10 protein-coding genes are annotated in these 13,024 nt (G+C 43.1%); 3 read left to right on the top strand and 7 right to left on the bottom strand.

What is annotated here, in order from left to right:
* Positions 1 to 2 precede the first annotated feature (2 nt).
* Positions 3 to 1,304: an FAD-dependent monooxygenase gene (locus tag WAZ74_RS04295; protein ID WP_422306422.1), complete on the bottom strand. Its 1,302-nt coding sequence runs from the start codon at positions 1,302 to 1,304 to the stop codon at positions 3 to 5.
* A 722-nt stretch (positions 1,305 to 2,026) separates the two neighbouring features.
* Here WAZ74_RS04295 and WAZ74_RS04290 point away from each other — a divergent pair.
* Together WAZ74_RS04290 and ybeY are read left to right on the top strand one after the other, a co-directional pair.
* Complete coding sequence (locus WAZ74_RS04290; RefSeq protein ID WP_422306420.1) at positions 2,027 to 3,109, top strand: PhoH family protein; 1,083 nt, start codon at positions 2,027 to 2,029, stop codon at positions 3,107 to 3,109.
* Between the two features lie 101 nt (positions 3,110 to 3,210).
* The gene (ybeY, locus tag WAZ74_RS04285) at positions 3,211 to 3,843 is read left to right on the top strand and encodes an rRNA maturation RNase YbeY (RefSeq protein ID WP_422306147.1); all 633 of its coding nucleotides are present in this window, start codon (positions 3,211 to 3,213) and stop codon (positions 3,841 to 3,843) included.
* On the opposite strand, the gene WAZ74_RS04280 is transcribed toward ybeY, so the two are convergent.
* Complete coding sequence (locus WAZ74_RS04280; RefSeq protein WP_422306145.1) at positions 3,840 to 4,715, bottom strand: mechanosensitive ion channel family protein; 876 nt, start codon at positions 4,713 to 4,715, stop codon at positions 3,840 to 3,842. The genes ybeY and WAZ74_RS04280 overlap by 4 nt on opposite strands.
* A gap of 120 nt (positions 4,716 to 4,835) precedes the next feature.
* The gene (locus WAZ74_RS04275; protein ID WP_422306143.1) at positions 4,836 to 5,723 is read right to left on the bottom strand and encodes an energy transducer TonB; all 888 of its coding nucleotides are present in this window, start codon (positions 5,721 to 5,723) and stop codon (positions 4,836 to 4,838) included.
* A gap of 378 nt (positions 5,724 to 6,101) precedes the next feature.
* Between WAZ74_RS04275 and WAZ74_RS04270 the strand changes: the two genes are divergently transcribed.
* Complete coding sequence (locus tag WAZ74_RS04270) at positions 6,102 to 6,908, top strand: hypothetical protein (protein WP_422306418.1); 807 nt, start codon at positions 6,102 to 6,104, stop codon at positions 6,906 to 6,908.
* Between the two features lie 103 nt (positions 6,909 to 7,011).
* Here the strand turns inward: WAZ74_RS04270 and WAZ74_RS04265 are convergent, their stop codons facing one another.
* From WAZ74_RS04265 to nuoL, 4 genes are all read right to left on the bottom strand, one after another.
* The gene (locus WAZ74_RS04265; RefSeq protein ID WP_422306141.1) at positions 7,012 to 7,866 is read right to left on the bottom strand and encodes a ferredoxin--NADP reductase; all 855 of its coding nucleotides are present in this window, start codon (positions 7,864 to 7,866) and stop codon (positions 7,012 to 7,014) included.
* A 169-nt stretch (positions 7,867 to 8,035) separates the two neighbouring features.
* The gene (locus WAZ74_RS04260) at positions 8,036 to 9,514 is read right to left on the bottom strand and encodes an NADH-quinone oxidoreductase subunit N (protein ID WP_422306139.1); all 1,479 of its coding nucleotides are present in this window, start codon (positions 9,512 to 9,514) and stop codon (positions 8,036 to 8,038) included.
* 3 nt (positions 9,515 to 9,517) lie between these two features.
* A complete protein-coding gene (gene nuoM / locus WAZ74_RS04255) occupies positions 9,518 to 11,146 on the bottom strand; it encodes an NADH-quinone oxidoreductase subunit M (RefSeq protein WP_422306137.1) in 1,629 nt (542 codons plus the stop codon).
* Position 11,147: 1 nt separating this feature from the next.
* A complete protein-coding gene (nuoL, locus tag WAZ74_RS04250) occupies positions 11,148 to 13,022 on the bottom strand; it encodes an NADH-quinone oxidoreductase subunit L (protein WP_422306135.1) in 1,875 nt (624 codons plus the stop codon).
* Positions 13,023 to 13,024: the final 2 nt, after the last annotated feature.

Below are 13,024 nucleotides of genomic sequence, written 5' to 3'. Positions count from 1 at the left end.
AACTAGGATTTTAGACCCATCGCATAGTTGGCGATTAACGGTTTAATATTGGGTAATTTATCAAAAGCAACTAAGGCTACGTTACGCGCCAGTTTTACCGCTGGATTTGGATGAGTAAAACCATGTACGACGGCGTCACAGAATCGAATAACGCGCTTTTGGTCGGTTTGACGGGCTTTCTCATAACGTTTAAGTAGTGTTGGGTCACCGATATCAGCGCCTTTTAATACTTGTGCACTCATCATTTGTGCCAATACATGCGCATCACGCATACAGAGGTTAAATCCTTGACCTGCAACCGGATGTAAAGTATGTGCCGCGTTACCCATGATAACGCAGCGACCGTCGACTTGTTTATCTGCCAGTACTCGTGTCAATGGATAGGCACCACGGCGACCCGCGTTCTGGAACGTGCCAGCGCGCTCGCCAAAGGCTTGCTGTAAAGTCGCTAAGAAATGCGCGTCATCTTCTAAATATTGCGTTTCTTCTCCTGTCGGACAGACCCAAACGACTGAACGTCTGTAACCCGCTTGATATTCATCATTACCGTCACCCTCTGGATCAGTCAACGGCAGCACAGCCAGTGGACCAGCAGGGCTAAAACGCTCAATCGCATTATGCTCATGAGGTTTGTCTGTTTCTACCACGCCGACGATGGCGGTTTGCCCATAATCATAGTTGGTAGTAGTGATATCTAGCAGCTGACGTACGGTAGAGTCGCGCCCATCACAGGCGACCAACACGCTGCCCTGCAATTGCTGCTCAGGTTCTTCCTCGTTATAATAGCTAAAACTCAGGGTCACGCTATCACTTTGTTGGTCAACAGCAATCACATCTGCATTATCAATCAGGGTAATCAGCGGCTCTTGTTGGGCAGCAAGGAGCAACTTACGTCCAAGCCACGCGTTTTCCATCACTTGTCCAAACGACTCGACTTGTTCATCGGCTTTATTGAGTTGCGCACGTCCAAAGCTACCCTGCTCGCTAATCTGCACCGCATCAATTCGGCAAGCGTGACTTTGCAATTCATCCCACAGCCCAATCTCTTGATAAATCTGTACCGTACGTCGTGACAAAGCAGTATTACGACTGTCCAAATAGTGACTACGCTTGCTATCATCATTCGGGCTGATGGTTGGATAGCTGTTCTTCTCAAGCAAAGTACTGGCAACACCATGATGTGCCAATAGCAAAGCAAACGATAAACCAACATGACCGCCACCAGCGATAAGCACCTGCTGCTCCGTCATCGCAGCGTGTTTACAATTATTAGATTTTGATAAATTTGCTTCAGTAGTTTGCATCATTGTTATTCCTATAATTGCCCATGTAGCACGTTTTTATACGTGATTGTTATTCATATAAAACTTCATTTTATTAAAAAACTTATTGTTCTTTGAACATATTAAAAACTTTCTAATATAGTGGATGCACTTTTAAAAGAATACAGTGCTACTGGAATTAATTATACGCAGCCTCTGTCTGCGTAGGCACAGCAAGCAAGAAAAATTAATACCAGTAGCACCTTATAATGTTTGTATTTATTTCATTTAAGACTGACTATAGCGTTATCGCATGGAGAATAGATTACCACAAATCATCTGCCATTCTGTGGTCTTGACAGTATCCATAACGGCTATAGAGAATGTTTATGAGATAACTTCTAGAGCCTATTGACTGTCGTTGCAATCACCATACAAAAAACAAAGCGCTACCTGCCTTGATATAGCTTGAAATTTAAAATCTATCTACCATAATGAAGACAGAACATTTACTTATCATTCATCAAACTTATCATTCATCAAACTTATCATTCATCAAACTTATGATTAACCAAACTTACTATTCGTTAAACTAACAGCTACTCAAACTAACAGCTACTTTGCCGTCACGTTCATTTCTACTATCTAAAAGCAATAAAGCACAACTAACCATTTTATCTCTTAAGCCCGTTTGACTATGCAGCATAGAAGCAATAATCATAGCAGCGGGCAACCAACACAAGGATAATCGCTTGACTGATTCCATGAGCCGCCGTATCAAATTTGAATCCTTAACCCCAGCACAACTCAAAACTGTGCTTGGTGAATATAATAATCACATGAAATACATTCAAGAACGCCTCGATATCAAAATTAGCCAACGCCAAGGTGACTTCTGTCTGAGTGGCGACATATTGGGTGTCGAACGCGGCGAACGTATTATTTATAAAATGGTCGATGAAGCGCAAAACACCAAAGACATCAGCGCAGCAGAGCTACATCTTATTATCCAATCAAGCATCGCACGCGATGAGGATGTAGAAGAGGATGAGCAACTGGTTGATGAAGAGCGCTTAGACTTGGCGAGCGAATTTACACCAGTTAGCCTGCGTACCCGTAATGGCAAAATCATTCCACGTGGTGGCAATCAGCAACGCTATGTTAAGGATATTTTATCCTCTGATGTGTCGTTTGGTATTGGCCCAGCTGGTACCGGTAAAACTTATCTTGCCGTTGCTTGTGCCGTTGATATGATTGAGCGCAATGAGATTGAACGCATTTTGCTCGTACGTCCAGCAGTAGAAGCGGGTGAAAAACTAGGGTTTTTACCCGGTGACTTAACGCAAAAAATCGATCCGTATCTACGTCCTTTATACGATGCGCTGTATGAGATGATTGGATTTGAGAAAGTTGGTAAGATGATTGAAAAGCAAATCATTGAAATCGCTCCGCTTGCCTATATGCGCGGTCGTACTTTAAATAACTCGTTTGTTATTTTGGACGAAGCGCAAAATACCACGCCTGAGCAGATGAAGATGTTTTTGACGCGCTTGGGCTTTGGCTCACGAGCCGTTATTACTGGTGACATCACACAGGTCGATTTGCCACGTGGTACTAAGTCAGGGCTGGCACAGGCAATGGAAATCTTAAGTGGTATCGAAGAGATTCGTATCACAAAATTTGACTCAAAAGATGTGGTACGCCATCAGTTGGTACAAAAAATTGTTGAAGCTTATGATGTTTATGATGATGAGCAATTGGTACTAGAAGAAAAACGTAAGCAAGCGCGTTTTATCGCTGAACAAGAGCGTAAACAAGCGATAGCAGATGCGGCTGCCAATCTGTAATCTATCTTAGTATATAGATTAGAAGTAAAAAACCGGATTTGATATCCGGTTTTTTACTGTTAGCTACTTTTAAATTGATGTAGAAATAAAAGGATTATGGTATGAGCCAAGACAGTAATAACGATGCTAGCAATAATGTTGACGATAATTTTACCAACAGTTTTGATAGTAATTTCAATAGCAACGAAAGCTTAGACGCTCTTGATATCAGCGCCAGTGAAAGCATTGATGACGAGATAATTAATAATTATTATAGTCGTGAATACTTACACTCAGTCATGATGGCAACGCTTACATATATCGATAAACACTTAAAAAGCGGTCTAACACTGCCTTATTTTGAGGATATCGATGTTGAACAATGGCAAGAAAAAATAAAAGCGCTCGATATTTATATTACCGATGAAGATGAGGCTCGCGAGCTGAATTTAGAAGCGCGTGAAAAAGACTATGCAACCAATATCCTATCTTATCCAAGCGACTTACCGGCAGCTATTATTGGACTGATGCCAACATTGCCACTTGGCGAGCTAGTGATTTGCCATGCGGTTATACTACGTGAAGCCGCAGAGCAGAATAAAGAAGCGGTGCAGCATATTAGCCATTTACTAATCCATGGCATACTGCATCTACTCGGTTTTGATCATGAGCTTGGACAAGCTGAGCAAGATGAGATGGAAAGCTTTGAGATTGAGATTTTGGCAGAGCTCAATATCCCAAATCCTTATATCTAATCTTTTTTCATAGTGATTTTTTGTGCTTGATCCATCTGATTAATCATCTGATCAAGCCCTTTAACATGAACACTGCGCTGCGGGAATGGCATATCAATTTTATTATCATCCAGTGCATATTTAAATTGCTCCAATAAATCACATTGCATTGACCACCAATCATCATTAGTCGTCCAAACATTCAAGGTGAGATCAACGGAGTTATCGCCCAAATTGGTGACACGGATGACCGGTGCAGGATCAGTAAATGCCTTTGGATTGCTGGTTGCCAGATGTAGCATCACATCTTTAGCGGTCTTGATATCAGCATCATAGCCTATGCCTACGGTAATATCGACGCGGCGATTTGGCAGTGCGGTGTAATTGACAACGGCTGAAGTAGTAATACTGCTATTGGGAATAATAACATCATGATTGTTAGTCGTCGTTAAATGCGTATTCACCAAAGTGATTTCTGTGACCGTACCGGTATGGCTACTAATTTGCACATAATCACCGCGTACAAAGGGGCGAAAAGTCACAATCATGATGCCAGCAGCGAAGTTTGATAGTTGATCTTTCAGTGACAAACCAATCGCAACCGCCGCACCGCCCAAGATAGCAACTACTGATGTAGTCTGCACGCCTACTTTACTCAGTGCTGCCAAAGCAACGACTACCAGCAATAAACCATATATAAGACGACCTAAAAAGTTAGCCACGGTATCATCTAGATGGCTACGGGTCATGATTTTATGCGCGAATGTCACCGCTTTTTTGGCAAGCCAGCGCCCGATAATAAATATCAGCAGCGCTAGCGCTACTTTGGCAGCAATGCTCAAGGCGTTATTGGTTAAAGTGGCAACATCAAGGGTAAAACCTAAAAATTCCATGCTTACTCATTACTCTATATCTGTGTGTTATGTATTTGATACTTTAATTAATACGTCAAAAATGCAGGACTACTGTTAGTAAGTCACTTCTAATAGGTCACTTCTAATAGGTCACTTCTATTAATAAGTTACTTCTACTATATCGCTGTAGCGATAAGTACGTATCAGACGCAACTCGACAATATCTTTCATGTCTGCAGTAAATTTACCGAATGGCGCCGCTTGCCGGACTGACTGCTTAGCAGCTTCATCTAATATCGTCGAGTTTGAGCTTTCAAGCAGACGAATGGCTTTGATATTACCGTCGTTCGCGATAATCACCATCAAACGCACTTCGCCGGTGATGCCTTGCGCACGCGCTTGGGTAGGATATTGCAGATTACCAACGCGCTCAACGTGCTCACGGAAGGTGTTAATATAATCAGCTGCGGCACCGTGCGTCGTTGAGTTGCTATCCATGGTTACTACTTTTGATTTGGTCGCATAGATTTGTTGACGCTGAGACAGCTGAGCCTCCAGCGTTGCGATTTGCTTACGCAGCCGCTCCTCTTGCGCCATCATATCATCTTGCGCTTGCTTACTATCGTTATCAGATTCTACGCTCGCTTGACGCCAGCTTAGCGTAGTACGTAGGTAGCTTTCTTGATAGCGCTGCTGACGAACTTGACGCTGCAAACTAATGACATCTTGCGTTTCGCTCATTTTCTCAGCAGATAATGGACTGCTTTGGTCGGTTTCTTGTCGTAACTGCTCTTGCACCGTGCCGCCACCTTCTTGCGATGCATTGGCAATAAATTGTGCATCTTCATTCAGCTGCATGTCATCAGTCAATGCTTTGGCAACATCTTGCATCAATCCAGCAGGGTCTTGCCCCATCGAAAAGCTGACACCAAAAATAAGTAGTGCATGGGCCGTTACGGCAATGACGATAGCCATCGGCAAGCTGATATCCCGTTTCGGCGCTTGCGTTGAAAAATGGTAGCTTTGTGAGTCTTTTATATAGGCCACAGTCGGTCTCAGCTTATGAATATAAGGGCAATCGGCAATAAGCGTGCTAATATTAGCGCCTGTCGTCTCATGCCGGCGCTATCATAACATGGCATAGAATTGTATCGCTAGCACAACCGTATACTGCGAGCATTAACCTGCCTGCCTACTATTATTATTATCGTTTGGTATTATAGGTATTATTTGAATAGGTGTTATCTGAGTAGGTATTATCTGACCATAGTGGTCATTAAGAGACAAAAGCATCCAGTATCATAAACAAATGAATGATGACGAAACGTAGCCGTTCATTTTGCACAACTCTATTTTCATATATACTGTTTTATAGGTATCGTATTAACCGCTTTATACGCCACTAACTAGATAAAGACTGCGATAATTATAAGGATAATAAGTTTGAGTAATTCTGATAACTTTGATCATATTGATCATTCAAACAACTTTGATGAATTTTTTGAAAATATCGGCTATCGCTTTGACGATTCATTCAGCGATGGTTGGGATCGCCTTACCCAAACGATTAAAGATATCTATCAGAGAACGACCGGTAAGCTTGAAGATGAACTAGCGCTACCAGTGGCGCAAACATACGTCAATGATGCGCTGCAAAAATTCGTCACAGACAACGTTAAGGCAATCTTAGAGCTGCGCGTTGAGATGCATGATGACTGGTTTCGCTTATACTGTACGGTTGATGCCGGCGGAATTTATGCGGAGGTGGCGAGTAACTTTAGCTTGGTTCATGTACAGCTTGATCGCAACGTTCAGCGCTTTGTCTTTGGTCAACAAACTTATACCGACGTTCTTAATCTACGCTGTGAATCTTTTATCAAGCGCCAAGGTATCAAGCTATTTATTTGGTTCTATCACAGTATTCTCAAAAAAGACCCGTTAGGCTTTATTTTGTCTTATATCAATATTGCTCGCGCAAAAGACGAGATCATTTATATTGATATCAATCGCTGGTTGAAAGGTAATAAAAAAATCATCAGCACCTTGCATAAAGTACAAGTGAATTATGGTGAGCTTGAAGAAGAACAAATGATTTTGAAGGCGCAAATTAACTATCGAGATTTATTAGCGTCCAGTAATAACGAAGATATCATTAGCGATAAAGATGAACCTGAGCTGATGCAAGGTCCTATCAACCCGATTGATGACGCGACCGTGCCAAGCCAAGTTTAACTATTATTCTTTATAAAAAACGCTAACTCTTAGAGACAATAGTCTTTTAGAGTTAGCGTTTTTTTATAAAGAAATTCATAATGCATTCAAATTAAGCATGCCACTACCAGTAGTTTTCTACCGCTATATTGCCTTCACCGCGACGATTCATGATCAAGCCTAGCGACTTCAAAGTTTCTTTAGTATCTTCTACCATCTCTGGATTGCCGCATAGCATGATGTGGGTGCTATCAATATCTAAAGCAATCCCAGCTCGCTCTTGTAAGGTTCCGTCTAATAGCAGTTTTGGCAGACGTTCAGTCAGCGCACCTTCGATAGGCTCACGGGTAACGATCGGTATAAAAATTAATTTTGCAGGATTATCGACTAAAGAGCCAAAGTCTTCTTGTAGGCTTTCAATTTTCTCAACGTAGGCCAACTCTGCTGCTGAGCGTGCACTATACGCTAATACGATATGTTCATAATCTTGCCATGTTTTTAAATCTTGTAGCATAGATAAGAAAGGTGCAAGCCCAGTACCGGTCGCCAATAGCCATAAATCTTTTGGCAGCGGCTTCTGATAACGCGCTAAGGTTAAGAACCCAAAAGGCATGGTATTAAGCAACAGCTCATCGCCTACTTGCAGATGTTGCAACTGTGAGGTAAATGCGCCATCAGGAATGACGATAGAGAAAAACTCTAATATCTCATCAAAGGGTGAAGATACAATTGAATAAGCCCGAAAGATGTCTTCGTTTAATGCGGTATCAGCCGTTTCATCGCCCGAATCAGCAAGGACTTCACTAGATACTTTACTTGACTGCTTATAATGCTGTAACTGACTGGGATTGACGCCCAAACGCACGAATTGCCCAGCAGTGAATTTAAAGCTATCAGGACGGCTAACAGTAAAACTAAATAAATCCGGCGTCCAAGTAGTTTTACTGAGTACGGTTACCCTTTGAATATTGTCACTCATAATAATAAATTCCCCATATTTTATTAATATTTATTTTTATAAATCTAATAACACGAACAAAAAAGATGCGCCAAGCTTATCACAAAGCGGGCGCATCTTAGTTTTCTAACCGTAACAATCAATAGGTAACAACATCAACGTACCGCTACTTACTTTATGCTTTTCGTGCTTACCAAATACGAGCTAAGCTTGCCCATTCAATCATACTGTTTGGTAATACGCCAAAGAATACAATAAGCGCCGTTACCGCAATGACCATGATACCGCCAGTACGTAGACCCCATTGTCCAGAAACGTCAAACTCAATAAACTGTTTCGGGCGTTTAAATAGCGTGAGCATAACGCGCAAGTAGTAGAACAAGCCAATTGCACTACCTAAGATAATCATCGCTGCCAAGAACCAGTTGGTACCTTGTACGGCAGCAAGTATAGCGAACAGCTTAGTAATAAAGCCTGCAGTCAATGGAATACCCGCTAAAGACAACATCATGATGGTCATGACGCCGGTCAATACCGGACGGCGCCAAAACAAGCCCTGATAATGGATCAATTGATCGGCTTCACCAGACAAGCGATAAGGGCTCGACATCAGAGTCACGACACCAAAGGCACCGATAGAGGTAAAGGCATAAACGGCCATATACATGCTAGAGATACTATCAGCGGCTGAGCCAATGCTGACAATTACGATAAGTACGTAACCCATATGAGCAATTGACGAATAACCCAATAGACGTTTGAGACTGGTTTGGCGTACGGCTAATACGTTGCCTACTAGAATTGATAAGGTTGCCATCACCATTAGCAGCATTTGTACGGATGGTAGCGCCAATAAAGACGTATCAATTAAGAAACGAACCGCAAGCGCCATCATAGCTACTTTTGATACCGATGCTAAATAGGTAGCGATAGGTGCAGGTGCGCCCTCATAAACATCCGGCGTCCACATATGAAAAGGAGCGGCAGAGAGTTTAAAGGCAATACCAAACATCATCATCGCCGCACCTACGATCAACAGTGGCGACTCAAAGACATTGACCAAGGTCATACTGATAGGTTTAAAAGCCAGCGAACCTACTTCTGCATAAATAAACGCCATACCCATTAATAAGGTTGCTGATGCCGTCGCTGATAGCACTAAATACTTCAGACCTGACTCAAGCGAGCGCTTACGCATATAGGTATATGACAGCATGCCGTACAGCGGTATAGACAGCATCTCTAAACTCATAAAGAATGATGCCAAATGCTGCGCGCTTACCATAAGCAATGCGCCAACCGTTGATAGCAACATGAGCAAGTACAGCTCTTCTTTATGGTCTTTTAAATCTGCTAAATAGGCATAGGACAACGTACAACATGCCAATGCACAGATAAAGATAATCACCATATTGAACTGCGCAAAGTTATCGATAACGAATAACTGCTCAGCCGCTGGTACGAGCGTGCCACTATCGACTATACCTGCCATTTGCCCAAGCAAAATAAACAGACCGATATTGAGACCGATGACCGAAATGGTACCGGTCACCATATGTGAGCGCTTAATAGCGATGGCAATCATAACCACCAATACCGTAATGACTACCGTAATAATGGGGGCATAAGGCAGTAGCCCCATCAAATCATTCATCGTAAAATTATTCATGACTTAACGTGCCTCCATTGCATCAAGCAGCTGCGATGCATCTACTTGTGTCACTTGACTGTATACATAAGCATTATTAATCCACTGCATCGCGTGACTTGAGGTATCAAGGAACGGTTGTGGATACAGTCCGAGCCATACCAATCCTGCTGCAAGCATTAATAGTAATGACAACTCACGCTTGCCTAAGTCTTTTAAGGGACGCTCTGGCAAACCATGCGACTTGGTTTCTCGCAGTGCCAATTCTTTAGTATTGTTAGCACCGAATAACGCACGATGAATCAAGATAAGTGAGTACAAACCTGCCAATACCAAGCTGAATGTCGCAAATACGACAAACACGGGATACTGAGCAAACGCCCCTAGTAAAATCATGAACTCGCCGATGAAGTTACCTGTACCTGGAATACCAAGCAAGGCGGCACAGAAAAACATCAGTATCGGTGCATAATAACGGAACTGACCCCACATACCACCCATCAAGGTTATATCACGAGTATGCAAGCGCTCATATAACTGCCCTGCCATGATAAACAGTGCCGCTGAGCTTAAACCATGTGCCAGCATTTGAATCATCAAACCTTGTAAGCTTAACAAGCTTCCGGCATAGATTGCCAACACAACAAAACCCATATGCGAGATACTGGTATAAGCGAGCAAACGCTTCATATCGGTCTGCATAAAGGCGAGCCATGCACCATAGAAGATACCGATCGTGCCTAAGGTCATGGCAATCGGCGCAAAGTCTTGTGACGCAGCTGGAAATAATGGCAAAACAAAACGAATCAGACCATAAGCAGCAGTTTTAATCAAAACCCCTGCCAAATCCACCGAACCCGCCGTTGGTGCTTGCGCATGCGCATCAGGCAACCAGCCGTGGAAAGGAATAATAGGCAACTTAACCGCAAAACCAATGAAGAAGCACAGCATGATCGGATATTCCCAGCCGCCAAGTGGCGTACCGAGCAAGTCATTATAATTAAAGCTAACCACGCCTTTTTGAGCGTAGCTGATAATGACCAATACCAAAATACCGATGAGCATGATAAGCCCAGAAGCTTGGGTATAAATGAAGAATTTAGTCGCTGCGTATTCTTTAGTCTTACCACCAACAACATCATGACCCCAAATGGCAATCAGGAAGTAGATAGGAACCAGCATCATCTCCCAAAAGAAGAAGAATAAGAACAGGTCAATGGCTAAAAACACACCAATAACACCGCCCAAGCTCCACAACAGGTTGAGATGGAAGAAGCCAACACGGCGCTGAATCTCATTCCACGAACAAGCAACTGCCGCAACACCAAGTAATCCAGTTAAGGCAACCATCATCAGCGATAAACCATCTAACGCTAAATGGAAGCTGATACCAAAGCTTGGTATCCAAGGCACACTGAACTCAGCAACCCAAGGCACAGCAGCATCTGGTGCAATGACTTGTTTACTCATGCCAGAAAAATCACCGTATTGCCACAGTACCATTGACAATACAAAGGTCAATGTCATACCAATTAAGGCAATCCATCGCGGTAAACGTTTATTAAAGCGTTCAACCAGCCAGCATAGCAATCCTGCAATAAAAGGAATGGCTATTAATGCTGGCAGCATCCACGTTTGTTGTAACTGTATCATCTTATACCACCGTCATCATTACCAGCACCAACAGCACAGCCATACCCAAGCCAAAGCTTGCAGCATAACCTCGAAGTGACCCTGTTTGTGTCGCAGACAATACCTTATTACCAGCTGATATCAGCTTAGGTAAAATGAGCCACGTTTTATCAACAGGATCGGCTTTAAATAAGCGGCCGATGAACAAAAAGGGTTTTACAAAAACTATATCGTATAGCGCGTCAAAGCCCATACCGTGATAGCACCAATAATATAACGCCCCACCTATACGTGTGCGCTTAAAGCTTGTCAGCATGCGACCTTTATTAACGACATATAATAGCACCGCCAATATCAAGCCTGCTGCCATCGCACCCATCGCGATAAACTCAGCCGTATGCTTACCATGCGCTTGACCAGCAACTTCTAATAAGTGACCAACGCTCTCTGGCAATACGCCTTGTAATGGTGGCGTAATAAATGCACCAACGGCCGTTGATAATACCAGTAGCACGCTAAGCGGCAACCAATACGACACACCAGACAACTTGTGCGCAGGCGTTTTTTCTTCACCAAAGAAGATAATCCAAATCATACGGAAGGTATAAAGTGCGGTTAAGAAGGCACCAAACACACCCATATAGAATAAGACCATATGACCAGTTGCATAACTTTCCCAAAGAATCGCTTCTTTAGAATAAAAACCAACGGTGACCCAAGGTATAGCCGCTAGTGCACCGCCACCGACGATATAGCACCAAAACACCAAAGGTATTTTCTTACGTAAACCGCCCATCTTAAAGATATTTTGCTCATGGTGTACCGCAAGGATGACTGCACCAGATGATAAGAATAGCAACGCTTTAAAGAAAGCATGGGTCATCAAATGGAAGATAGCGCCTTGCCATGCACCCACACCGAGTGCTAAGAACATATAGCCGATTTGGCTCATGGTTGAATAAGCAAGAATACGCTTGATGTCCGTTTGTGCCAGCGCACAAAAGCCAGCAACGACGAGCGTCAAGGCACCCACTGCCCCAACCCAGTACAGTAATACGCCAGGCGTCAATATAAATAGCGGATGTAAACGAGCAATCAGATAAACACCAGCGGTAACCATGGTTGCCGCGTGAATCAATGCTGATACTGGCGTTGGGCCTGCCATCGCATCAGCCAACCATGTATGTAGCGGTAGCTGCGCTGATTTGCCCATCGCACCACCAACCAACATCATGGTCGTCAAAATCATCGTTGGATTATTGATATCAAAAACTTCCGGAGCACGAGTAATGATCTCTTGAATATTAAGCGTACCAAATTCGCGGAATAATAAAAACAAACCAAAAGCTAAGAACACATCACCAACACGGGTAACGGTAAAGGCCTTCATCGCTGCACGACCATTGGCGCGGTCTTGATAATAAAAACCAATTAGCAAGTAAGAACAAATACCAACGCCTTCCCAGCCAAGATAGAGTAAGAACAAATTATCCGCCAATACCAGTAACAACATACTAGCGACGAACAAGTTCATATAACTAAAGAAGCGCGCAAAGCCAGTCTCGCCTTTCATGTACCATGCGGCAAATAGATGGATTAAAAAGCCAACGCCGGTAACAACTCCAATCATGGTCAATGCTAAGCCATCAAAGCTTAAGCCAAAATTCGGTGCAAAGTCACCGACTTGAAACCACGTCCATAACGGAATCTCTACGACGGTTCCGGCTGGATTACTAGTTAAAAAGGTATAGCTCACAATCAGGGTGCATAGCGCTGATAACAGCATACTACCGACACCGACAATCGCTGCCACCTGCTCGCTTAACTTGTCGCGCATAAAGGCTAAAATCAAAAAGCCAACGAGCGGGAATATAAAGGTTAATGGTAATAAATTCATGA

Source organism: Psychrobacter sp. (assembly GCF_049295055.1).
Classification (GTDB): domain Bacteria; phylum Pseudomonadota; class Gammaproteobacteria; order Pseudomonadales; family Moraxellaceae; genus Psychrobacter.
Note: the sequence above shows the minus strand (reverse complement) of the source record. Positions and strands in the feature narration are given on the sequence as shown.